The organism is Micromonospora lutea (genome assembly GCF_016863535.1).
Lineage (GTDB): Bacteria > Actinomycetota > Actinomycetes > Mycobacteriales > Micromonosporaceae > Micromonospora > Micromonospora lutea.
Window position 1 is genome coordinate 58,217 of record NZ_BOPB01000030.1, and the last position, 24,427, is coordinate 82,643.

General features: G+C 69.7%; 16 protein-coding genes. 10 read left to right on the top strand and 6 right to left on the bottom strand.

The window, feature by feature from the left end; all coding sequences use genetic code 11:
* Positions 1–122 precede the first annotated feature (122 nt).
* From Vlu01_RS23685 to fxsT, 7 genes are all read left to right on the top strand, one after another.
* Positions 123–443, top strand: coding sequence for a CU044_2847 family protein (locus tag Vlu01_RS23685; RefSeq protein WP_204003420.1), 321 nt, complete (start codon positions 123–125; stop codon positions 441–443).
* Positions 440–3,883, top strand: coding sequence for a tetratricopeptide repeat protein (locus Vlu01_RS23690; protein ID WP_204003422.1), 3,444 nt, complete (start codon positions 440–442; stop codon positions 3,881–3,883). The genes Vlu01_RS23685 and Vlu01_RS23690 overlap by 4 nt, the downstream gene beginning before the upstream one ends.
* 212 nt (positions 3,884–4,095) lie before the next feature.
* Positions 4,096–4,272: a hypothetical protein gene (locus Vlu01_RS23695; RefSeq protein ID WP_204003426.1), complete on the top strand. Its 177-nt coding sequence runs from the start codon at positions 4,096–4,098 to the stop codon at positions 4,270–4,272.
* Positions 4,273–4,284: 12 nt separating this feature from the next.
* Positions 4,285–6,639, top strand: a complete 2,355-nt coding sequence (locus Vlu01_RS23700) for an FxsB family cyclophane-forming radical SAM/SPASM peptide maturase (RefSeq protein ID WP_239096079.1) — start codon at positions 4,285–4,287, stop codon at positions 6,637–6,639.
* The gene (locus tag Vlu01_RS23705) at positions 6,636–7,475 is read left to right on the top strand and encodes an AAC(3) family N-acetyltransferase (protein ID WP_239096080.1); all 840 of its coding nucleotides are present in this window, start codon (positions 6,636–6,638) and stop codon (positions 7,473–7,475) included. Before Vlu01_RS23700 ends, Vlu01_RS23705 begins: the two co-directional genes overlap by 4 nt.
* Positions 7,476–7,552: 77 nt before the next feature.
* Positions 7,553–8,686 carry a serine/threonine-protein kinase gene (locus Vlu01_RS23710; protein WP_204003429.1) on the top strand — a complete coding sequence of 378 codons (1,134 nt, stop codon included), beginning with the start codon at positions 7,553–7,555 and terminating at the stop codon, positions 8,684–8,686.
* A gap of 5 nt (positions 8,687–8,691) precedes the next feature.
* Positions 8,692–12,618: an FxSxx-COOH system tetratricopeptide repeat protein gene (gene fxsT / locus Vlu01_RS23715; RefSeq protein WP_204003432.1), complete on the top strand. Its 3,927-nt coding sequence runs from the start codon at positions 8,692–8,694 to the stop codon at positions 12,616–12,618.
* Between the two features lie 14 nt (positions 12,619–12,632).
* Here fxsT and Vlu01_RS23720 read toward each other — a convergent pair whose 3' ends face one another.
* Entirely contained in the window at positions 12,633–13,496 is an 864-nt protein-coding gene (locus Vlu01_RS23720; protein WP_239096081.1) for an alpha/beta fold hydrolase, read from the bottom strand.
* A 499-nt stretch (positions 13,497–13,995) separates the two neighbouring features.
* The gene (locus tag Vlu01_RS23725) at positions 13,996–16,089 is read right to left on the bottom strand and encodes a glycoside hydrolase (RefSeq protein WP_204003437.1); all 2,094 of its coding nucleotides are present in this window, start codon (positions 16,087–16,089) and stop codon (positions 13,996–13,998) included.
* Positions 16,090–16,312: 223 nt separating this feature from the next.
* Between Vlu01_RS23725 and Vlu01_RS23730 the strand changes: the two genes are divergently transcribed.
* Positions 16,313–17,050, top strand: coding sequence for a DinB family protein (locus Vlu01_RS23730; RefSeq protein WP_204003439.1), 738 nt, complete (start codon positions 16,313–16,315; stop codon positions 17,048–17,050).
* Positions 17,051–17,242: 192 nt separating this feature from the next.
* A complete protein-coding gene (locus Vlu01_RS28000) occupies positions 17,243–17,512 on the top strand; it encodes a DUF998 domain-containing protein (protein WP_373307507.1) in 270 nt (89 codons plus the stop codon).
* On the opposite strand, the gene rph is transcribed toward Vlu01_RS28000, so the two are convergent.
* Complete coding sequence (rph, locus tag Vlu01_RS23740) at positions 17,417–20,161, bottom strand: rifamycin-inactivating phosphotransferase (protein WP_204003510.1); 2,745 nt, start codon at positions 20,159–20,161, stop codon at positions 17,417–17,419. The two genes, Vlu01_RS28000 and rph, sit on opposite strands and share 96 nt — an antisense overlap.
* Positions 20,162–20,353: 192 nt before the next feature.
* On the opposite strand from rph, the gene Vlu01_RS23745 reads away from it, so the two are divergent.
* On the top strand, positions 20,354–21,019 hold the full coding sequence (locus tag Vlu01_RS23745; protein ID WP_239096082.1) for a TOPRIM nucleotidyl transferase/hydrolase domain-containing protein: 666 nt from the start codon (positions 20,354–20,356) through the stop codon (positions 21,017–21,019).
* 154 nt (positions 21,020–21,173) lie between these two features.
* Here the strand turns inward: Vlu01_RS23745 and Vlu01_RS23750 are convergent, their stop codons facing one another.
* The 3 genes from Vlu01_RS23750 to Vlu01_RS23760 are packed head-to-tail and all read right to left on the bottom strand — an operon-like array spanning position 21,174 to position 24,371.
* The gene (locus Vlu01_RS23750) at positions 21,174–22,040 is read right to left on the bottom strand and encodes a carbohydrate ABC transporter permease (protein WP_204003440.1); all 867 of its coding nucleotides are present in this window, start codon (positions 22,038–22,040) and stop codon (positions 21,174–21,176) included.
* Complete coding sequence (locus Vlu01_RS23755; RefSeq protein ID WP_204003441.1) at positions 22,040–23,062, bottom strand: carbohydrate ABC transporter permease; 1,023 nt, start codon at positions 23,060–23,062, stop codon at positions 22,040–22,042. The genes Vlu01_RS23750 and Vlu01_RS23755 overlap by 1 nt, the downstream gene beginning before the upstream one ends.
* Positions 23,063–23,072: 10 nt before the next feature.
* Positions 23,073–24,371 carry an ABC transporter substrate-binding protein gene (locus Vlu01_RS23760; protein ID WP_204003446.1) on the bottom strand — a complete coding sequence of 433 codons (1,299 nt, stop codon included), beginning with the start codon at positions 24,369–24,371 and terminating at the stop codon, positions 23,073–23,075.
* Between the last annotated feature and the right edge of the window lie 56 nt (positions 24,372–24,427).

A 24,427-nucleotide genomic window follows, 5' to 3' on the forward strand; every position in this document is an offset into this window, starting at 1 on the left:
CGCCGCAGGCGGTGGGGCGTCGATGTCGTCCGGTCCGGGGCAGGTAGCGGGGCGGTCACCCAGAGGTGATCGCACATGTCACCATGCAAGGTGAGACGACTTCGGTACCGAGGGGTGGCGGCATGCAACCTGATCATTCTCGGCGCAGGCACGTGGAGCCGATCCGCTCCGGTGAGGTCGAGTTCTTCGCGGAACTGCTGGACGACGGCGGCCCGGAGAACGTCTCACCGGCGAGACTGCTCTCCTTCGACGGCGTCCGTGACACGGTCGAGGTCATCGCCGACGAGCTGTCCCGGGCCTGGCAGCAGGCCAAGCCGACGGAGGCGACCGTCGAGTTCGGTCTGTCGCTGACCGCCAAGGCGGGACCACTGACCGGGCTGATCGTGGCCGGTGACGGGGCGGCCACGTTCAAGATCACGCTGGTCTGGAAAGGCGGTTCGTGACCCGGACCGGCCAAGCACCGGGCGGTGGTGCGGTCGCCTCCCGTCAGTTCCGCCGACATGTGGTGCGGGTGACCGGGCCGGACGGGACGCTGCTGGGCAGTGGCTTCTTCATCGCCCCTGGCTGGGTGGTCACCGCCGCGCACGTGGTGTACGACAGCCGTCGGCGATGCTTCCGCGAGGTGGTGCAGGTGACGCCGGCCGCCACCGAGGTCGGTGACGCCGCGGTGCCGGCCGACGTGGTCGCTCATTCCGAACCGCCGGAGCGGACGATCCTGTGGCCGTTTCCGGACCTGGCGCTGCTGCGCCTGACGCCCACCAGGCCCTGGGTCGGCCGGCATCCGGTCGTGTGGACGGCGAACGGCGAGCCGTTGGGCGACGACTGTCACGCCTACGGATTTCCGGCGCGGGAGTCGGCCGCCCCGTCGCCGGGCGCCCCGGCGCGGTTCACCTTCGAGGGGATCGACGGTGACGGGTTCTTCCGGCTCAAGGCGGGTCAGGCGGCTCCCGGCCTGTCCGGGGCACCGCTGCTGTGCCCGGCGCGGCGGGCGGTCGTCGGGGTGATGACCGGCACTCGGGACCGGGACAGTGACCTGGGCGGCTGGGCGGCGCCGATCTCGGCGTTGCTCGGCGAACTGCCCGGTGTTCCCGACGCCTTGGTCACCCGGGGGCACGATCTGCTGCGGCTCGGCGCGCAGGCGGTGCTGGCCGACCGGCGGACGTGGCACGCGGTCGTGCCGGTGCCCGAGAGCGTCGACCTGCGGCCGAGCTGGGAGGGCTTCGTCCGGATGCCCGGCTCCCTGCCGGCCGAGATGCTGCTCGCCGACGCCCGGGTCGTGCCGTATCGACTGCGCGACGAGGATCTCGCGCACGCCGTACGGTGGTGTGAACGACCCACCGCGATGGAGGTCTGGCGGTTCGCCGGTGTCGGGGGCGCGGGCAAGACCCGGCACGCCATCGAGCTGTGCCGGGCCATGGATCGGCAGGGCTGGCTGGTCGTACGGTGGACCGAGCTGACCGCGCTGCACGACGCGGTGCAGGAGGTCGCCAACCTGCCGCTGCCCCGACTGATCGTCATCGACTACGTCGAGGCGATCGCGATCGACACGTTGCGAGAGCTTCTCGACCGGCTGCGCCGCAACGCCAGTCAGTTGGCGCCGGTGCGGGTCGTGCTGTTGACCCGAACGACGGCCCGGGGCGAAGCCGGCAACGCGGACATCGTCCGGGAACTGGGCAAGGGCGCCGAGCCGGCGCTACGCACGATCCTCAACGGCAGCGGCGACCCCATCGCGATCCGTGGCCTGCCGCTGGAGGAACGCCGTCAGCTCTACGGGGCGTCGTACAAGGCGTTCCGACGTGCCTGGTTCGGCGAGAAGTCGCCGCCGACACCGCCGGTGCCACCGCTTGCCGGAAAGCGGTACGAGGTGCCGTTGGAGGTGTTGCTGGAGGCCTTCGACCGGGCGCTGTCCGACCAGGACGGCCCGCGCGACCGGCCACCTGTCGACCGCGCGTTGGACCACGAGGCGCGCCACTGGAACGGGCAGGCGCCGGCGGCACTGGCGGAGCGGACGCGTCGGGCCGCGGTCGCCCTGGCCAGCCTGGCCGGGGCGGAGGACGACGACCAGGCCGACGAGCTGCTGCAGATCCTGCCCGAGCTGCGCGGTGAGCGCGGGGCAGCCCTGCGCCGCGAGACCCTGGTCTGGCTTTCCGAGCTGTACGCCGGGCCGTTGCAGATCAATCCGGTCCGGCCGGATCTGCTCGGCGAGGCGCTGGTCGCCGAAACTCTCGCCCGACACCGCGACGGCGGTCGTGGACTGCTCGCGGCGGTGGTCGACCTGTCCGACGACGGGCAGGTCGCCCGTGGTCTCGACCTGCTCGCCCGACTGGCCGCCACCGACACCGTCGCCGCCGGGCCGGTGGCGGCGGCGCTGTTCGACCGGCACACCCACCTCGCGGACCGTGCGGAGGCACGTGCCCGCGGCGGTGGCGATCGGCCGGGCAACCTCGACCTGGCGATCGGCCTGCAGCGGCTGCTCGTCGGCGGGGTGGAGGCACAGGTGGAACAGGTGGCCCGGTCCGGTCCGGCCGGGGACGCCAGGATGATCGAGCTGTCCATGTCGTACAACAAGATCGGTGACCTGGCTCGGGACTCGGGGCAGAGCGAACGCGCCCAGGCCCTCTACACCCGTGCGCTGGGAATCCGCGAACGACTCTCCTGGGCCCGCCCCGATGACGACCACCTCGCCCGCGAGCTGTCGATCTCGTACAACAAGCTGGGGCGGTTGGCGGCCTGGCTGGGGCAGCCGGAACTCGCGCGTGGCCTGTACGAGAAGGGTCTGGCCATCCGGGAGCGACTGCACAAGGCGCACCCCGGCGACAGCACCTACGCCCGCGATCTGGCGGTGTCCCGGCAGCGACTCGCCGAGGCCATCCGGGAGACGGGTGACCCGGTACGGGCGGAGGCGCTGTACCGGCAGGTGCTGGAGATCCGCGAGCGCCTGTTCCTGAAGGAGCCGACCAGTGCGGTCTTCGCCCGGGACCTCTCCATCTCCTACGACGTGCTCGGTGACCTCGCTCTGGAAGGTGGTGATCCCGCACAGGCGCGGCAGATGTACGAACGGGGCCACGATCTCCGGGAGCGGCTGTCGAGAAACGAGCCCGACAACGTGACGTTCGCCCGGGATCTGTCGGTCTCCTACGAGCGGCTCGGGGATCTCGCGGCGAAGGCGGCGCAGTTCGCGGAGGCTCGGCGACGCTACCAGCAGGCGCTGAGGATCCGCCGCCGGTTACGGGATGTGCAGCCACGCAACACCGAGTTCTCCCACGACCTGCTGGTGTGCCACGGCGGGCTGGGTGAACTGGCCGTGCAGGAGGGGCAACTGGTCGACGCCGAGCGGCACTATCAGTTGGGGCTCGGCGTCGCCGAGGACCTGCTCGCCGTGGAGCCGCGCAATGCGCGGTTCGTCGGCGACGCGTTGTTCTTCTACGCCGGCCTCGGCGCCGTCGCCGCTGGACGCGGTGACGGGGAGGGCGCCGAGCGTCACTATCGCCTTGGCCGTACGAGAGCCGAGCGGATGCTCGCCGCCGAGCCGGGCAGCGTCCACTTCGCCCGCTACCTGGCGTCCTTCTACGAACGGCTCGGTGAACTCGCGCTCAGCGGCCTCGGTCGGCCCCGCTCCGGCAGCGCGGAGACGCTGCTCAGCGCCGCGGCCCACGTGCGCCGTGACCTCAGAGCCAGGGAGCCGGCGAACGTCGAACTGGCCGAGGATCTGGCTCAGTCGTTGTTGCTGGTCAGCCAGGTGCTCACCGAGTCGGCGCGGGCGGCGGTGCTCACCGAGGCGCGCGAGGCGCTCGAGCCGTTCGAACATTCCGGGAGACTGAGCCGGGGCGGACGCGAGTTGTTGTATAGACTTCGGCCGCTGGACCCGGCGGCACCCTGGTGATCCCATCCTGCCGCCACAATCTCGGCATGTCAGGCTGGGTAGTTTCGACCGAATGGATATGTTCTTTACCGGTGTCGGTGAATCATGCTGAGCTGGGGATGATCTGTCCGCTCGTCGGGACCTTTCACTCCGTCGGTGCAGCTCCACCCGAAGACATCGAGAGTATTCCACCCGGATCGTGGTGCCGCGGTCCGCCCAGAAAGATCAAGCCCGTGAAAATGATCGAGAACCAGCAAGTCAGCATGACCGAGCGGCTCTCCGAGTTGCGACGCCGGCCGTTGGGTGAGATCCCGGTGGCCCGGGCGGTGGACGTGACCCGTACGGTCCTGCGTCATCGCGAGGACGCCGAGGGCGGCGTGGAGGTCGCCCGGTTCGGATCCGTCGCATAGCCCCCCGCCGTCGTGCCGACCAGCGGGTCACCGGGGACGGCCTGGCCGATCAGCCAGTACGTGCTGAAGGTCCACAGCCGGTGTGATCTGGCCTGCGACCACTGCTACGTCTACGAGCACGCCGACCAGAGCTGGCGCGGTCGCCCGATGGTCATGGACACCCGGACGGTGACGGCCGCCGCCGAACGCATCGCCGAACACGCCGCGCAACATCGCCTGCGCCGGGTCAGCGTCGTACTGCACGGCGGCGAACCGCTGTTGCTGGGACCGGAACGCATGCGGCAGGTGCTGACCGTGCTGCGGCAGCGGATCGCGCCGGTCAGCCGCCTCGACCTGCGCATGCAGTCCAACGGGGTCCGACTGTCCGAGGCGTACTGCGACCTGTTCGCGGAGTACGACGTGCAGGTGGGGGTCTCCCTCGACGGTGACCGGGCCGCCAACGACCGACATCGGCGATTCGCCAACGGCGCCAGCAGTCACCCGCAGGTGCTGCGCGGCATCGAACTGCTGCGCCGGCCGGCCTACCACCGACTCTTCGCCGGAATCCTCTGCACTGTTGATCTCGACAACGATCCGATCGCCGTCTACGAGGCGTTACGGGCCGTCCGGCCGCCCCGACTCGACCTGCTGCTGCCCCACGCCACCTGGGCGGACCCGCCATACCGACCACCCGGACGCGCCACACCGTACGCCGACTGGTTGCTGGCGGTGCACGGACGCTGGACGGCCGACGGACGGCCCATGCCGATCCGGCTGTTCGATTCGCTCCACGCCACGGCGGCGGGTGGCCACAGCGGCAGCGAGTGGGTCGGTCTCGATCCCGCCGACCTGGTGGTCATCGAGACCGACGGCACCTGGGAGCAGGTCGACTCGTTGAAGACCGCGTACGACGGGGCTGCGGCCACCGGACTGAGCGTGTTCACGCACACCGTCGACGAGGTGTCGAGGCTGCCCGAGATCGCGGTGCGGCAGACCGGGCTGGCCGGGCTCGCGGCGCAGTGCCGTGCCTGCCCGGTCGTGACCCAGTGCGGCGGCGGGCTCTACGCGCACCGCTACCGCGACGGCGGCGGCTTCGACAACCCGTCGGCGTACTGCGCCGATCTCAAGGAGCTGATCGTGTCTCTGAGCGCACGAGGTGGAATCGAACCGGCGTCGGTCACCACGCCTGTCGATCAGAATGGCACGGACCTGCCAGACGGCCTGTTGGACCGGATCGCCGCCGGCAGGACCGACCCGGGCGACGTCCGGTTCCTCGCCGAATCCCAGCTCGCGATCACCCGGGCGATGCTCGTCGAGGTCGCCGACGGCACGCCGGCGACCGGACGGACCGGGTGGGACGCGCTGACCTGGCTCGACCGGGAAGCTCCCGACGCCGTCGAGGTGACGCTGCGACATCCGTACGTGCGCGTCTGGGCCGTCGACGCGCTGCGGCAGCTCGGCACCGACGACGCCGTTGCGGATACCCACCTGTCCTGTGTCGCCGCGGCGGCCGCGGTACGGGCCCGCGCCACCGTGGAACTCGACGTGCCGATGCGCTCCGGAGTGCTCCACCTCCCGTCGCTCGGCGCGGTGACGGTGCCGGAACCGGTCACCGGTCCGGCCGTGCTGACGCTTGAGCCGGGGTCGTGGCGCATTCGCCATGCCGCCGGCACCACCCAGGTCACCTTCGACGGGGACCTCGACGCGACCGTGCCGCAGGTGACCGGGGGGCGGTGGCAGGCCAACCGTCGGCTGGCTTTCGGTGGTACGACCATCCTGTTCGAGGATCTCGATCCCCATCGGGACTGTCACGACTGGAAGGCGGCGGGGCGACTCGACGCGTCGACGCTGGCCCGCTGGGCCGAGGTGCTGGCCAGTGCCTGGTTGAGCATCGAGACGGACCTGCCGCACCAGGCCGCCGCCCTGCGGACCGGGCTGCGGGCGGTGGTGCCGCTGGTGGACGATCCGGCCGGTACGCTGCGCAGCTCCACCGCCCGGCAGGCCTTCGCCTCGGTCGGCGTCGCGTTGGCCGACGCACCCGCCACCGCCATGATGATCGCTCACGAGTTCCAGCACAGTGTGCTCGGTGCCGTGCTCGACCTCTGTGACCTCTTCACGCCCAGTCCCGCCCTGCGTCTGACGGTGGGCTGGCGGGCCGATCCACGGCCGGTCGAGGGGGTGCTCCAGGGCACGTACGCACACCTCGCCATCACCGAGATGTGGCGGCAGCGGGCGAGCCAGGAGTCACCGGGCAGCCTGCCGCGTCAGCGCCACGAGCAGTATCGGACGTGGACCGCGACCGCCGCCGAGTCCCTGTTGGACTGCGGGGCGTTGACCCCGGCGGGCGACCGGTTCGTACGCCGGCTCGCGGAGGCGTTGACGCCGTGACCCGGACCGTGCCGGTGGCCACGGCGGCGCAGCTGGCCGACCAGCTGGCGGCGGCGGGACTCGCACCGGGACGTGACGTGCTGGTGCACGCCTCGATGCGGGCGGTCGGCCCGGTCGATGGCGGCGCGGCGGAACTGCTCGCCGCACTGCGTCGGGTGGTCGGGCGGGCCGCGGTGGTGGTGCCCGCGCAGACCGCGTACAACTCCACGTCCAGTCCTCAGTTCCGGGCGGCGACCCGTGGCCTCACCGCCGCCGAGGTGGCTCGGCACCTCGACCGGATCGAAGCGTTCGACGCCGCCCGCACACCGTCACACGGCATGGGGGTCCTCGCCGAACAGGTCCGGCTGAGCCCGGAGTCCGCCCGCAGCCGGCATCCGCAGACCTCGTTCGCCGCCGTCGGTCCCGGCGCGCGGGAGTTGATGCGGGTGCACGACCTCGACTGCCACCTGGGGGAACGGTCCCCGCTCGGCGCCCTGTACGACGCGGACGCGACGGTGCTGCTGCTGGGCGTGGACCATCGGGTCTGCACCGCCTATCACCTCGCCGAATACCGACTGCCGGTACGGCGGACCCGAGGCTATCGCTGCTTCGTCCGTGACGGCGACCGGCGGACGCGGGTGGACTTCACCGGCCTCGACCTCGACGACAGCGACTTCGGCCGGATCGGTCAGGCGCTGGAGCGGTCAGCCGAACCGGTGGTGGTGCACGGCCGGGTCGGTGGTGCGGTCACCCGGAGCATGCCGGTACGCCGGGCGGTCGACTTCGCGGTCGATTGGATGGCCCGCCACCGCAGGCACGATGACGCTGGTGAGTGTTGGTCCTTTCACGTATCGTGATGGTCGCCTGACGCGCGGACGGTTGGGGGAGCGGCGGTGCAAATCGGCTCAGCCACTCCTGCTCGGGAGCGGCTTCGATGACGCCGGAGGAGCCCGCCGGGCAACATGCCTGTTACTTCTTTCTGAGCCACGCCCATCCGCCCACTGTCGACCGCACCGTCGAGCTCGACTACTACGAGCGCATGGTGTTCGAGGACCTGGCCCGGGTGGTCGGTGAGCTGCCGAGGGCACGGCCGCACTGGCGTACCGGGCTGTTCCGGCCGTGCGGCGATCCCTCGACCGGGTCGGCGGCGCGCATCGAGCGGGCGCTGGCCACCGTAGCGGTCTTCGTCGCCCTGCGTTCGGAGAGCTACGACACCGACGAGGCGGCCAGCGCCGAGCGTTCCGCCTTCCTCTGCCAGTCGCCGACGCTGCACGTCCGGAGCCCGGAGCAGCGGCTCTTACCCGTGCTGTGGGAGGTGACGCCGGGTACCGCCGGCCAGATCGACGTGGCTCTGGTGCCGGATGTGCCGCAGTACGCCGAGACCGGGCTGATCGCCCTCAGCCGCCGCCGCGGTGAGCGCGCCGCGTACGAGCGGGTCCTGGCGTACCTCGGTGACTCGATCATCGAACTGGCCGAGGGCCGCCGTCCCACACCGCGCGTCCCGTGGCCGCCGCAGCGTCCGCGCGAGGCGAGGCCAGCCTTCGTGGTCGCGACGCTTGCCGCGTCCCCGGTCACCGAAGCGGCCCACCAGGGTCAGCCGGCGGCAGGAGAGGAGCAGCCCGACCGCCTGCGACAGGTCGCGGCGCAGGTGGCCGGTGCCGTCAACCGGACCAGGTTCAACGTGGAACTGGTCGAGATCAGCGCCGGGTACGACCGGGTGGGGCGGCCGGGCGTGCTGCTGGTGGAGGAAGAGGCCTGGGGCGACCCGGCGAACGGGGCGCACGTGCGGCGTCTGCTGGACGGGCTGCCCGCCTGGGTGCAACCGCTGATCGTGCCGGCCGGCGACGCGCCCCTGCGCCTTCCCGGTGTCGACGGGTCGGGTGGGCGGCAGGCCCGGGTCGCCGCCCGGCACCGGGCACCGCGCCCCCGCATCATGACCACCGTCGACGATCCGTTGACGGTCATCGCGGCCGCGATCGGTCGAGCCGTCCGCCATTTCGACGACGAACATCTGGTGGAGCGTCGATATCCGCCCCGACCACGGTCGAACAGCCATCCGGAGGAGTAGCCGACATGACGGATGCCCGGGACGGTCAGATCATCACCTTCTACTCCTACAAGGGCGGCACCGGCCGGACCATGGCGTTGGCCAACACTGCCTGGATCCTCGCCGCGAACGGCCACCGGGTCCTCGTCGTCGACTGGGACCTGGAGTCGCCGGGGCTGCACCGTTTCTACCGGCCGTTCATCCACGAGGGGATGCTCCGGGGTGCCGGCGGTGTGATCGACATGCTGGTCGGCTATGAGGGCGCGGCGAAGGAGGCAGCGGGTCGTGACCCGGCCGCGCCCGGCGACCTGCCGCACGCGGCCTTCGCCGACGTACGCCGGCACGCCTTCTCGATCAACTGGAGGTGGCCGCTCGGCGGAACCCTGGACTTCCTCGGCGCGGGCCGCCACAACCACAGCTACAGCCGATCGATCTCCGGACTCGACTGGGACCACTTCTACGAGGTGCTGGCCGGAGGTGCGTTCTTCGACGCACTGCGCGCCGACATGAAGCGCAACTACGACTACACGCTGATCGACAGCCGGACCGGGCTCAGCGACGTGGCGGACATCTGCACGGTGCACCTACCGGACACGCTGGTCGCCTGCTTCACCCTCAGCGAGCAGGGCATCGAAGGCGCTGCCGAGGTCGCCCAGTCGATCAGCCGGAAGACCATGCCCCGGCGGATCCGGGTGCTGCCGGTGGCGATGCGGATCGATCCGGCCGAGAAGCTGAAGGCGGACACCGGCCGGCTGGTGGCCCGGCAGCGGTTCGACGGCCTGCCGGCGCACCTCGGCGACGAGGCGCGGGAACGCTACTGGGCCCAGGTGCAGGTGCCGTACCTCGCCTACTACGCGTACGAGGAGACACTGGCGACGATCGAGGACAGCTCGGGTGCGCCCGGCAACCTGCTCGGCGCCTTCGAGAAGCTGACCGACGTGATCAGCGAGGGCCGGGTGACCCGGCTGCCCACCATGGACGAGGCCGACCGGGTGCGGGTCAAGGCGCAGTTCGTCCGGATGGCGGCGGTCCGGGAGACCGAGGTGGCGCTGCGGTACGACATCGCCGGCATCGGCTGGGCCGAATGGATCTCCTGGGTCCTGCGTGAGATCGGCGTCCAGGTCCACGACCCAGGTCCGGCGGGCCGCCTGGAGGGCATCGCGGTCACCGCCCGTCCATTGATCATCAACACCGCGTCGGAGGAGGTCGAGCTGGGCCTGAACGCGGTGTCGACGCGTCCGTCGCGTCGCCCACTGATCGTGCACGTCGGCACGGCGCAATCCACCGCGATGCCCCTGACCGGGGCCAACTCCATCCGTCTGGGGCGGCTGGACGAGCGTCCCGCCGTGGAGCAGCTCCTGCAACTGGTGGGCTTTCCACCGCCGAAGAACGAGTTCCTGGTCGGCGCGCCCCGCTTTCCGGGCCGCGCACAGACGGTCTTTCAGGCGCCGCCGCGTAACCTGCTCTTCACCGGTCGGGAAGGGCTGCTGGGATCGCTGCGTGCGTTGCTGCGCTCGCAGAGCGATGTCGCTGAACCGGTGGTCCTGCAGGGCATGGGCGGCTTCGGCAAGACCCAGCTCGTCACCGAGTACGCCCACCGGTTCCGGGCCGCGTACGACGTGGTCTGGTGGATCGACGCGGACGACGGTTCCGATATCGACGGCGGGCTCTACGATCTCGGCCGGCGGCTCGGCATGAACCTGCCCAGCAGCGTGCGCGAGGGGGCGCAGACGGTCAAACAGGCGTTGTCCCGGGGTGAGGGTGGGCTGCGCTGGCTGGTGGTCTTCGACAACGCCGAGCGGTTGGACCGGATCAGGCAGTTGCTGCCCAACGGCCCGGGACACGTCGTGATCACCTCGCAGGGGCCGGGCTGGCTGGAGCAGACGCACGTCGTACCGGTCGACGTGTTCGACCGGGCCGAGAGCCTGAACCACCTGCGCCGGCTGCTGCCGGAGCTCGGTGAGCGGGACGCCAACCGGATCGCCGAGGCCCTGGGCGACCTGCCGATCGCGGTGGCCGCCGCCGCGGCGTGGCTGGTCGAGACCCACTCGCCGGTGTCCGAGTACCTGGCGGCGATCGAGCAGGGTGACCTCGGTGCCTTGGGCTCGGAAGCCGACATCGGTCGCGTCGAGGCGGCGTGGCGGCTGTCGCTGGACCAGCTGGCGACCCGCCGACCGGCCGCCTACCGCCTGTTGCAGCTCTGCTCGGTGATGGCGCCCGAGGTGTCGCTCGACATCGTCTACAGCACCGCGATGGCCGAGCAGTTGCGGGCCATCGATCCGACCGTCACCAGCCGGCTCATGATCAACAGGTTGGTGGAACAGATCAAGCGGCTGGCGCTGCTGCGCCTGGACCAGCAGAGCGAGTTCGACAGCCAGGGCACCGAACGCGAGAGCACCCGGATCGTGATCCACCGACTGCTGCACTCGGTGGTGCGCTCCCGGATGACAGCGGAACAGATCGAGGACGCCAAACACCAGGTGCACCTGCTGATCGCCTCGGCGGCTCGTACGCTCGGCGAGGTCGATCTGCAGGACGAGTGGCCCAAGTATCGGATGCTCTGGCCGCACGTCGAGGTCTCCGACGGTACGACCTGCGACTTCGCCCCGGTCCGGCAGCTGCTCGTCGACCAGGTTCGCTACTTCTTCGTCCGTGGCAACCCCGACGGCGGGCTGGAGGTGGCCGAGCGCGTCGAACACGCCTGGACCCAGGCCCTCGGCCGGGAGCTTGCCGAACCGGTGCGCCGGGAGGTGCTCGTACAGCTTCTCCAGCTGCGGTTCAACAAGGCGAACGTGTTGCGGGACAAGGGGGCGTTCCAGGAATCCTACGACCTGGACCGGGACGTGCACGCCCAGCAGGTCGACCTCCTCGGCCACGAACACGCCGACGCGCTGATGACGGCCGGCAGCCTCGGCGGGGACCTACGCGGGCTCGGTCGCTACCCGGAGGCGCTGGATCGTGACATCGACACCTACCGGGCCTGGCGTACCGAGTTCGGTGACGACCATGTGCGTACCCTCAACGCCCTGAGCAACCTGGCGGTCTCGCGCCGGCTGATGGGTGAGGTGACCGAGGCGCTACGGCTGGACCAGGAGGTCTACGACCGGCGTCGGCAACGGCTCGGCGAGGACAACCTGAGCACCCTTCAGTCCGCGACGTCACTCGGGCGGGACCTGCGCGACGCCGGCCACTACGAACGGTCCGTCGAGTTGCTGACCCATGTGCGGGACGTCTACGCGACGGTGATGGGGGAGAACACCCGCTTCGTGTACGAGGCCAACGCCAACCTGGCTGTCTCGCTGCGCAGCGCCGGCCGGACGCGGGAGGCGGGCGAACTGCTGGAGGTGGCCTACCACCGGCTGGCGGAGATCCTCGGACCGGACCACCCGGAAGCCCTGGCCTGCCGGCTGAGCCGCTCGGTGACCCTGCTGGAGTTGGGGGACTGGGAACAGGCGGAGACGGAGACCAGCGCGGTACGCGACGCGTATGCCCGGCAACTCGGTGACCGGCATCCGCACAGCCTGGTGTGCCTGAACAACCACGCTGCCGCGGTGCGGGCACGCGGTGAGGTCGAGGCGGCCCGATCGCCGGCCCGGCAGGCGTGGGAAGGGCTCGAAGCGGTGCTCAGCGACCGCCACCCGTACACCCTGGCCGCACAGATCAACGTGGCCGTCATCGAGGCCGACCGGCACGAACTGGCCGAGGCGCTCACCCTGCTGAATGCCGCCGCCGACCTGCTGACCGACCTGCTCGGTGCGGTGCATCCGCACACCCTCCGCTGTCGGGCGAACCAGGCCCTCATCGAGCGTCGGCTGTACGGCGTCGACCGTCAGGCGCAGGTCGACGAGGCCATCGAGGCGGTTGCGGCCAGGATCGGCGGCAACCACCCGTCGGTGGCGGAACTGAAGCGGGGGCGGCCGGTCCGCCGCGTCATCGACCCGCACCCGTTCTGACCGGGCTGTTCGGCTCACCAGTTCGACAGCCACTCCAACATCTCGGGCAGGATCTCGACGGCACCGAAGTGGGCGGCGCCCGGCTGGACGTGGACCTCCGCGGTGCGAATTTGCCGGGCCAGCCACATGGTGTGGCTCACCGGCGCGAAGTTGTCCTGCTCGCCGTGCCAGAGTCGGACCGGAGCGGTGATGGCGGAAAGGTTGAAACCCCAGTCTCGCCGGAGGGCCAGCACGTCGTCGATCCAGCCGTGTGGGCCGCCGCGCAGCGCCTCACGGTACGCCTGGGCGATCAGGCGGCGGATGGCCAGATCGCGGACGACCCGCCGGTCCGGCCAGGTCATGTCGGTCTCCAACTGGGTGAGCAGGCTCTCCGGGTCGCGCCGGGTCCGGGCAGCCTGTGCCCTGAGCCGCTCCGCCAACATGAGCCGGTCGTCGGACGCGGCGGCGAAGTCACGGGAGTTGCGGTCCGTCATCCCGCTGAACCATTCGAGGTCGGGAACGTCGGGTCTGGCGAAGCCCACCAGCACCGCCGTGCGGGTCACCGCATCGGGCAGCAGCGCCGCGCAGGCCAACGCGTGTGGTCCGCCGCCGGAGCGTCCGACCACCGAGAACCGGTAGATGTCCAGATCCTTCGCGATCGCGGCGATGTCCTCGGCCGCATCGGCGACGGTGCGACCGGGGTGGGGTGTCGAACCGCCGTAACCGGGACGGTCGTAGCTGATCAGCCGGATGCCGTACCGGTAGAGGATTCCGCTGCGTGGTTTCGGGCCGCTGCGGCTGCCGGGTGTGCCGTGCAGGAGGAAGATGGGAACCCCGTCGGGTTTGCCAGTGATCTCCACAGTCAACCGGCGACCGCCGGCACCGCTCGCGAACCACACCTCCGTTGCCAGGCGTGTGCCCCTTCCACTCGTCGGGGACCGCGATACCCGGCGGCGCCCAGGCCGTCGCCGTCGATGTCGTCGGAAATCAGCGTAGCCCGAGGTGTCAGCAGTCATAGAGTCTGAGCTGTCGGACATCGATCCGTGTCGGGCCCAACGGCGCTGACCGTCGGCACCACTCCGGCCCCTGACCCTCCGTGATATTCACGCAGCGTGTCGCAGTTGGCCTCCTGTCCCTGTCCACCCTCCGCGCTTTGCTCTGCTTCACCCCACGCAACCGTCGCTGACCAGCGGCGGGGCAGCGCTGGTGAGGCGCTGGTTGGTCAGGCGACGACACCGTGCGTGACCGTTGCGTCAGTTGAAGCAGAGCAAAGCTGCGGAAGGGGTTGGTTGTTGGTGGAGCGTCAAGTTGCTCAGCGTAATTGCTGAAGGGAGGCCGAACGGGCAGGTTGCTGGATGGGCAGCAGGTCGCCGGATGATGGTGGTGGTGGGATGCCGCTCAGTCGCTGAACTCGGCGCGGTCCACGGTGAAGAGGGTGCCGGCGCCGCCGGTGAACACCAGGTAGAGGTCGTGGAAGCCGTTTGCGGCACGCGGGCTGGTGTCGATCCCGGTCGTCACGGTCAGCCAGTCGGTGCCGGTCCCCGGCGGTACGCTCATCGATCCGACGAGCGGCCCGGACGGGCTGCCGATTCGTGCCTCGATGACGCCGCCCGCCTTCGGGGCCACTGTGGCGTGCAGCCGCAGTTGGCCCTTCTGGTCGGCGAAGCCCGCCGCCGAGCCGTCCGCGAAGTTGACGTTCGCCCAGCGGAGGTGGCTGCCGTCGCGTACGCCCGTGACGACCTTGCCGTGCTCGGGCGTCGTGATCACCCTGAGCCCGGCGGACTGCCCGTCGTTCTCCTCGGCCAGGTAGGTGGAGAAGACGTCCTTGCGGTCGGGCAGCGCGGGCAGCTCAGACCACTTCGGTACGAAGGTCGTCACACTGCGGCCACGGAGGTTCGTGCTGAAGGACCCGCCATGGATGCGGATGTCGTCCAGCTTCTTCATGTTCTCGTTGCCCGACGTGCGGTACGGCACCACCGACGGACGTGGGCCCTTGCCGGCGGCGACGTGGGAGACGCACTCGCCCTGGTTGCGGAAGCTCGGGTTGACGAAGCTGGCCCACCCGCCCCTCTTGCAGTCCTGCCTGGTTTCTGGTGGCAGCGGGAAGCCGCCGGTGAGATCGACGGTGAGCGGGACATCGTCCGGGTTGTTGTTGACCACGACGATGGTGAAGTCGTGCGTCGCCTCGTCCTTGTACGCGGTGACCGTCACCCCGGGCGTCGGCGTGCTGGTGGCGTCGATCATCACGTCGCCCGGGTCGAGGAAGCGGCTGTACTGGCCGAACGTGTAGTACCGCTTGAAGATGCGGTACTGGCCGTTCTCCGTCGGGTTGCCGCTCTGCGGGGTGCCGGTGTTGACCAGGCGGATCAGGTCCGAGCCGTCCGCGCCGTTGTTCGCCACCGGCCACCACCAGAAGTACGCGCTCAGCCGGGTTTCGTCGAACAGGTTGCCGATGAGGGTCGCGTACCGCAGGCCGTCGCTGATCGTGTTGTTGACGAACAACCGGTCGCGCGGTGCGCCCTGGTTCATGTACTCCGTCTGCCAGATGGTCTTGCCCAGCTCGTGCGAGGTGGTGAATGCGGTGGGCGCGGCCCGGGTGGCGTCGTCGATCAGCCCGGCGTAACCGTGTGCCGCAACGACGTCGACGTACCGGTTCGCCGCCGGGTCGGTGATGGTGGGCAGCGCGTACCCCTCGTGGAACCCGACGCCCTCGCCGAGGACGATCTTCGCGGTCACACCCCGTCGCTCGAACGTGGGACCGAGGTGGTCACGTACCAGGACGCGTAGCTCCTCGGCCGTCCACTGGCAGCTGGAGTATCCGGTGCTGATGTCGGGTTCGTTGGTCGGGGAGAGGTGCGTGATCCTGATCCCGAACTCGCGTTCGTAGCCGAGCACGTACTCCGCGAGGTAGTCCGCGAAGGCCTGGTACATGTCGGGTCGGAGCTTGTTCGGCGGGCCGGAGGGGCCGGAGGAGGTCACGCTGTTGTTCTGCTTCATCCACGCCGGGGGGCTCCACACGCTGGCGAGGATCGTCTTGACGCCGCGCGCCTGCGCCTGGCGCATCAACCAGATCTGGTGCGCGTCGAAGTCGTTCTTGCGCTGTGCCCAGTCGGGCTGATCCCAGACGAAGGTGCCCGGCTCCGGCTCGATCGTCTGCGTCGGGCCGTCGTAGAGTTGGTCGCCCCACACGCCGCCGTCACCCACCATGACGCGCACGATGTCCAGACCGATCCCGGCCTGGTCATCGAAGATCATGTCGAGCATCTGCGAGGTGAGCGGCTCGCCGAGCCGCCGAATGCCGCCCGCCTTGTGAAAGGCGAAGGATCCGCCGAAGCCGTCGACCGCCTGTCGCTCGCCGCTCCAGTCGACCACCGCGGTGGGTGGGATGGGCGGTCGATGCGCGGCGCCGACGACGGCTGTCGAGGCCACCAGGCTCCCTGCCGCAACCAGGGCGATGGCCAGCCGGATCGTCCACGTCGTGCGCCGTCGCATCAAAGACTCCCCGTCGTTGGTGGCACCCGGGCGGTGCGGGCAGCGGAAACGCGGGCAGCCGCACCGGCGCGACGCCACGGTGACAGTCCATCGACGCCTGCGGATCAAGGCTAGGTGACTCGTACGTTGACGGGCAAGGCGGGTTGCTCCGCGCGGCAGCGGCCGGACGCCGACGTCGTACCTCCGCGCTACCGTCGCGCCATTCACGACGGGAGGGATTCGGATGGCTCAGAAGCAGATTGTGGAATTCGTCGATCGGGACCTACAGGGAGCACGGTTCGACAGGTCGACGCTGGCCGGGGCGGTGATGCGCGGTGTCGACGTGCGCGGGCTCGATATCGACGCACCCTGGTTGGCGGACGGGCCACTGCTGGTCAACGGGGTCGACATCGTGCCGTTCGTCGAGGACGAACTCAACCGCCGCTTTCCGGGTCGGGAGCTGAAGCGGGCCGAGGACCCGGAGGGACTGCGGGTGGCGTGGGCGGCGCTCGAAAAGGCCTGGGCGGCGGCGGTTGAGCGTGCGACCGCGATGCCGGCCGGTGCCGTCGACGTCTCGGTCGGCGGCGAGTGGTCCTTTGCACAGACCCTGCGACACCTCGCGTTCGCCACCGACGCCTGGCTCGGCAAGGCGGTCCTGTGCCTGCCGCAGCCCTTCCATCCGCTCGGGCAGCCACACGCCGAGTACGCGCTGGACGGCTCCGACATGTCGATCTTCGCGTCGGGGCAGCCGGGGCTGGCCGAGGTTCTCGACCTGCGTGCCGAGCGGCAAGCCATGGTGCGCGAGTTCCTCGCCACCGCCACCCCGGAGCTGCTTGCCGAGCCTCGGCGGAGCCCGTGGTCAGCCCAGTCCGAAGTGTCGGTCCTGCGCTGCCTTCACGTGATCTTCGGCGAGGAGTGGGAGCACCTCCGCTTCGCACTGCGCGACCTCATGACGATCGGCACTGCCCGGGCCGACGGCTGACGCGATGTACTGAGGCCGCCGGAAAGCCCGGCAGACCGCAGGAGAGATTCACGTGACCTGGACGGGTGCCGCCGGTGCGGTGCTGTTCGTGCTGGTGTTCCTCATCGACGGTGGGAGCCGAAAGTTCTACTCGTCGGTGCGTCACCCGATCAGCGCCCTCGCGCTGGGCCGGCGAGGCTGGATCCAGACAGCCTGCAGCACCGACTCCACGACCTCGCCGGCGCCGCCGTTTTCCTGTCCCTGCCGCTCGCCGCGGCGACCGGAACGTTCACCCTGTCCTGGACATGGTGGCGGATCGTCTCCGGCGGTGTCGCCGTTGCCCTGTTCGTGGGCTTCGGCTGGTTCGGCAGGGCGTGGGAGGACGTGTCACCGCGCCTCGGCCTCATCCAGCGCGCCGTCGTCATCACCGGATGGGCTTGGCTCACCGCCCTCTTCACGGCGCAGGCGCTCGGCCTGAGCTGATGCCTGCGCGCCAACCGGCAGGAACTCCACGTAACCGTCGGTGGCGTCCACTCGGATCCGCTGGCCGTCGGGGATCAGCCGGGTGGCGTCTGCCACCCCGACGACGGCCGGTAGACCGTACTCGCGGGCGATCACCGCTCCATGGGTCATCAGTCCGCCGATCTCCGTCACCAGACCGGCGACGGCGACGAAGAGCGGCGTCCAACTGGGATCGGTGTGGGCCGTGACGAGGATGTCGCCCGGTTCGAGATCGGCCTGAGCCAGGTCCAGGATGACCCGGGCTCGTCCCTCCACGATGCCGGTGGAGACCGGCAGCCCGACCAGGGCGCCGGCCGGCACGTCGTCACGTCGGTACGCACCGTTGACGGCCTCGCCGTCCGAGGTGAGCACCCGGGGTGGCCGGAGCGCCTGATACGACCGGAACGCCTCCCGGCGTCGACGGATGAGCCGGTCGTCGACGTGGTTGGTGCGTACGGCGTCGTGGAACTCCTGGAAGGTGAGGAAGAAGACGTCCTCCTGTGCACGGATCACCCGTGCCCGCACCAGGCGCTCCGCCTCGGCGAGCAGGGCCTGCTTGTAGACGAAGTAACGGCAGATGATGTCGTACTTCGGGTACTCCCGATAGCCGGTGAAGGTCCGGACCCGGTCGATCATCCGCCTGGTCTCGGTGGCCTTGCGCTCCCCGTCCGGCAGGGCCCGCAGCCGGGCCAGCACCTCCTGTGCTTTCTTCTCCGCCGTCTGCTGTCCCTGCTGGAAACGCCGCGCGGCCTCACCTGGCGCGAAATTCTCGACATGTTCGAGGAGCACCGGCAGCAGGGTGGTGGGTCGCTCGCGCCACCGTGGCCGGGTGATGTCGATCTCTCCGACGCAGCGCATGCCGTAACGGTCGAGGTATGCCTCGATGGCCTGGCGTGCTTCGGTACCACCCGGCAGCTTCGGCAACTCCTCCAGGAAGGTTTCGTTCCGCACGCCGTGCAGGAACGCGACCACCTCCGGATAAGGGCGGATCACGTCGGCGACGTCCAGCAGCGCCAACCCCATCTCCGACGTCACGTTGCCGGGGGCGGAGAGGGTCAGCGTGTCGGCCGCGTTCTTCTCGCCCAGCCACTCCAGCAGGTGGTCGTTGAGCCACCAGGTGGCCTCCATCCCCGCCGTGATCGCCTGCATGCTCACCGGATCGCCGAGGACACGATTGTGCTCCTGAAAGGTGCTGATCAGGAAGTCGAACAGTGCCACACCGGTCTTCGTCCGGATGTCGCGGCGCAGGGCGTCGATGGAGGCCTGACTACGCGCGACCAGGCCGGTGACGATGGCCGGGTCCGTGTCGATCGGGGCGACCGGTGGGCCGGCTGCCACCCCGGTGACCGGTGCGCGGCGGGCCCCCGCGTCCGGGTGCGCCGGAACGGATGCCTCGGGGCGCGCCGGGACGACGTCGGCGCGGTCGAGGACTGTCTCCAGTGCGTCCCTGACCAGCGGATCGCCCTTGCCCATCATCTCCAGAAGGGCGGCGCGGCTCGCGGGGGAGGCCAGGCGCTCGGTGATGTCGACGAAGAGCCGCCCGCCCGCCTCGTGCATCGGTGCCATGGCGGTCAGCTGCCACATCGACAGCCCCAGCGGCTTCATGGCGTCGGTCATCATCTGCTGATGGCCGACCGAGACGTAGACGCGTCTGCCCCGGTCGTCGGCCGCCGGTACCGGGAACAGCGTCGTGATGGGCCGGCTCTGGACAATCTGGAAATCGTCGTCGACCAGGCACCATTCGATGTCCTGGGGACAGCCGAAGTGTGCCTCGATCCGCCGGCCGAGCTGCACGAGTCGTACGACCTGGGTGTCCGTCAACGCCGGCTGCTCCCGCCGCTGCGGGTCGACGGCCAGTTCCTTGGTTCCCCCGGTTGGGAGGGCGTGGATGGCCCGCTGCTTGGTGGCGACCGCCCGGCTGACGATCTCGCCGTCGCGCACCGTGAAGACGTCCGGGTTGACCAGCCCGGAGACCAGTGCCTCCCCGAGACCGAAGCTGGCGTCCACCGACGAGACCTTCCGATTGCCGGTGACCGGGTCGGCGGTGAACAGGATGCCGGCCGCGTCCGGAAAGGCCATCCGCTGCACGACGACGGCCATCTGAACCGTACGGTGGTCGACGCCGTTGCGCTGACGGTAGGTCACGGCCCGTTCGCTGAACAGCGAGGCCCAGCATCGGCGGACATGCTTGATGATCGCGGTCGGGCCCACGACGTTCAGGTATGTGTCGTGCTGTCCGGCGAAGGAGGCGGTGGGCAGGTCCTCGGCGGTGGCGCTGGACCGGACGGCGTAGGCCGCCCGCCCGTCGATTGCGTCGGCCGCGCGGGCGATCGCCGCCGCCAGGTCGCTCGGGACCGGGGTCGCTTCGATGATGTGCCGGATCTCCGCGCTGAGCACCCGGATCGCGTCCCGGTCATCCGGGTCCAGCCGCACCAGCTGCCCCAGTCGATCGTCGATCGACGGCACCTCGGCCATGATCCGGCGAAACGCGGCCGTGGTCACACAGAAGCCGGGAGGCACCCGGATGCCGTCGAGCTGTGCCAGCGCCCCCAGGTTCGCGCCTTTCCCGCCGACGACCAGGGTCTGCGTCTCGTCGACATCGTCCAGGCTCAACACGTGGCGCTCGGTCATCTCGTACGTCGGCAGCCCTCGCACGTGTGCCCCCCCATCTCGCGTCCAGCCGCCGATTCTGCGTCAGGACCCGGGTCTTGCCACAAGCCCCCCGGTGCGCTATACGTTAGAAGTGGCAGGGAGGTGACTCTCTGCCTTTAGTCTTTGTCGCCCGTCGTCGGGGCCCACTGACCCGGACGGGGAGGCCCACTCATGGATGTCACCTCGTGTTCCGGGTCGGCCCCGGTCGGTCTCGACGGACCGTTGGGCGGCAACGCCGCCTCGATGCAGGCCACCGCCCGCGCGTTGGCGCAGGCCGAGTCCGCCAGGGCGGTGGTGCTGGTCGAGGGCATCAGCGACCAGATCGCCCTGGAGGCGTTGGCGGCCGGCCGGGGTCGGGATCTCACCGCCGAGCGGATCGTCGTCGTCCCGATCGGCGGGGCCCACGCGATCGGTCGCTTCCTGACTCGGCTGGGTCCGCCAGGGGTCGGGTTGCGCCTCGCCGGCCTCTGCGACGTACGCGAGGAGGAGATCTTCCGGCGCGGGCTGACGGAGGCGGGCGTGGGCACGCCCCGCACCCGTGCGGAGATGGAGCGACTCGGGTTCCAGGTCTGCGTCGACGACCTGGAGGACGAGCTGATCCGGGCCGTCGGCAGCGGGGGAGTCGAAGCGCTCTTCGACGCCCAGGGCGACCTGCGTCAGTTCCGCGCGTTCCAGAGCCAGCCCGCCTGGCGGGGGCGGGATCCCGACGCGCAACTGTGGCGGTTTCTGCGCAGCAGCTCGCGGCGCAACCTGCGCTACGCCCGACTGCTCGTCGAGGCCGCCGTAGCCCGGGAGGCCGTGCCGCGCCCGCTCGACGCCCTGCTCGCCGGCGTGTGAGCAGGGACAGCCCGACGGTCGGTCCCGCGACGACCTGGTCGTGATCGACGCAGCCGGGTCGGCCACGCCGCGCGACCTGACCGGGCACAACGACGCGGCCGTCCCGGTACGAGCTGGGTCGCACCGGGACGGCCGCGTCGTGAGCCGCTGACGATCAGCCCTTCACGGCTCCGGTGAGTCCGCCGACGATCCGGCGTTGGAACAGGCTGAAGAACACCAGCGCCGGGATCATCGACAGGGAGGTGAACGCCAGCACCTTCGCCGTGTCGACCGAGTACTGCGAGGCGAAGGCCTGCACGCCGAGTGGCAGCGTGAAGGTCTCCTCCCGGTTCAGGATGAACAGCGGCAGCAGGTATCCGTTCCAGCTCTGGATGAAGGTCAGGATGCCCACGGTGATGACCCCCGGCATGGCCAGCGGCAGCACCATCCGCCAGAAGAAGCCCAACCGGCCGCAGCCGTCGATCGACGCCGCCTCCTGGATCTCGTCGGGGATGGCCCGTACGAAGGGAACCAGGATGATGATCGTCATCGGGATGCCGAAGCCGATCTGCGGGAGGATCACTCCCGGCAGCGTGTTCATCAGTCCGAGGTTCTTGATCAGGATGTACAGCGGCGTGATCGCCACGGTCAGCGGGAACATCAAGCCGGCGGCGAAGAGCGAGTACATCGCGCCTCGGCCCCAGAACTTGTACCGGGCGATGATGAAGCTGGTCATCAGGCCGAGGGTGACCACCCCCGCCGTGGTGAACAGGGCGACGATTGTGGAGTTCACCACCTGCCGCCAGAACGTGCCGCCGGTCAGCACGTCGAGGTAGTTCTCCACCTGCCACGGGTTGGGCAACCCGGCGGGGTCGGTGGTGATCTGCGCGTTCGTGCGGAAGCCACCGAGGATGATGTAGATGACCGGCGCCAGCATCGTCGCGATGAGCAGCAACGCGACGAAGTAGACGGACGGGCTTCCCCATGCCAGTCGCTGGCGGGGTCGCCTTGCCCGGCGCCCGAACACGGCGGTCGCGGCCATCAGCGCCTCCCTCCGGTGATCGCGCCCTCGGTGTCTCGGCGCAGGACGAACCGCTGGTAGAACAGAGCGGCGACGAGCGAGATGAAGAACAGGACCACGGCGACCGCGTTGCCGTACCCGTACTCTCCGGCGGTCCGGCCGTTGGCGACCATGTAGGTGGCCATCGTCGACGTGCCGGCGGTGTCGGCGATGTACTGGCCCCAGATGATGTAGACCAGATCGAACAACTGCAGCGCGCCGATCATCGACAGGAAGGCCCAGATGCGGATCGTCGGCCCGAGCAGCGGCAGTGTGATGCGACGTTGGATCTGCCAGTACGACGCCCCGTCGATCGCCGCGGCCTCCGTCAGTTCCTCGGGGATGCCCTGCAACCCCGCGAGGAAGAGGATCACGGCGAAGCCGATGTACTTCCAGGTGAGGATGCCCATCAGCGTCCAGATCGCGATCTTCGGGTCGGAGAGCCATTCGCTCTGCAACCAGCCCAGCCCGACCTTCCCGAGGACGGCGTTGACGACGCCGTCGCCGTGCAGCATCAGGCTCCAACCGGTGCCGACGACCACCTCGGAGATCACGTAGGGGACGAAGATGAGCACCCGGATGAGCGTCTGCCCCCGGATCTGCCGGTTCAGCAGCAGGGCGAGCAGGACGGCCGCCGGCCCCTGGAGCAGCAGCGACAACACCACGATGGTGCCGTTGTGGCGCAGGGCGGCGAGGAAGGTGCTGTCCTCGAGGATGAGCAGGTAGTTACGGAAGCCGACGAAGTCCTCGGCCGGCCCGTAACCCTGCCAGCTGAAGAAACCGTAGTAGGCGGCCATGGCCACGGGCAGGATGACGAAGGACAGGAACACGATCAGTGTCGGTCCTGTCATCAGCGCGATTTCCAGCCGGGCCGGCCAGCCGATGCCCTTGCGTCTGCGGCGCGGGGCCGGGGGCGACACGACCGGCGTGTCACCCCCGACCTTCGTCAGACCCGGTGCCGGGTCCGGCGCGAGCCGTACGCTCTCGTGTTGCGTTTCAGCCATGACGGTCGGACTACTGAGCCCTCTTGGCGGCGGTCTTGACCGCGTCGACGATGCTCTGCGGGTCCCCCTTACCGGCCAGCATGTTCACCACGGCGGTGTTCAGGGCGTTGCCGACGTTCTGGCCGTAGACCGTGTCGAGCCACTGCGAGACGAACGGCGCCTGGTTGTAGGCGGTGAGGATGGACTTAAGGTGCGGCTCGGTGATCGCGGCCTGCGCCTCGCTGTTCACCGGCGGAGCGCTGAACGCCTCGTAGTAGGCCTTCTGCACGTCGGTGCGCGCGATGTAGTTCAGGAAGGTGGTGCACTCGGCCTTGGGGGCCTGCGCCGAGCAGGAGTAGCCGTCGACGCCACCGAGAATGGCTCCGGGCTGACCGGCGCCGCCCTCGATGCTCGGGAAGGGGAACCAGTCCAGGTCGGGCAGCGGCTTCTTGTCCGGGGTGAGGTCGCCGATGACGCCCGGGTTCCAGGCACCCATCAGCTCCATGGCCGCCTTGTGGTTGGCGAGCAGACCGGCGGAGCTGCCGGCGCCCTGCTGCGCCGAGGTGGTCAGGAAGCCGTTGTTGAAGGGCTCGGTCGCGGCGAAGTTCTGCACGTCCTGACCGGCCTTGAGCCAGCAGGGGTCGTCGAAGTTCATCGTCTGACCGGCCTGGGTGATCGTCTCCGAGCTGCACTCACGCAGCGCGAAGAAGTAGTAGTAGAAGGCGGCCGGCCAGGCGTCCTTGGCGCCGAGGGCGATCGGCTGCACGCCCGCCGTCTTCAGCTTCTGCACGGCGGACTGGAGCTCGGCGAGGGTGGCCGGGGGCTGGGTGATGCCCGCCTTGGCGAACAGGTCCTTGCTGTAGAAGAAGCCACCGGGCAGCACCGCCACCGGCATCGCGTAGACCTTGCCGTCGATCGTCTGCGCGGTGAACGAGCCCTCCGAGATCACCTTCTTGGTGTCATCGGTGATCGAGTCGGTGATGTCCAGCAACTGGCCGGCCTTGACCATCGCGGCCATCTTGCCGCCGCCGCGCTGCATGAACACGTCGGGGGCGTCGCCGGAGTTGAGGGCGGTCTGGAGCTTGCCGTCCAGGTCCTCGTTTTGGATCGACTGAATCTCGATCTTGATGTTCTGGTTGGCGGCCTGGAAGTCGGCGACGGTCTTCTCCCAGAAGGCCTTGCCCTCGCCGGTGGTGGCGTTGTGCCAGAAGCTCATCGTCACCGAGCCGTCACTGTTGCGGCCTTCCGAGTCGTCACCGCCGCAGGCCGCCGTCGCCAGCACGCCGGTTGCCAGCGCTACCGAAACAGCCAGTAGTTTTCTCGCCCTCATCAATCTTCCTCTCTCGCCAAGTCTGCCCACCAGAAACTCCCCTGCGGACGGCCCTG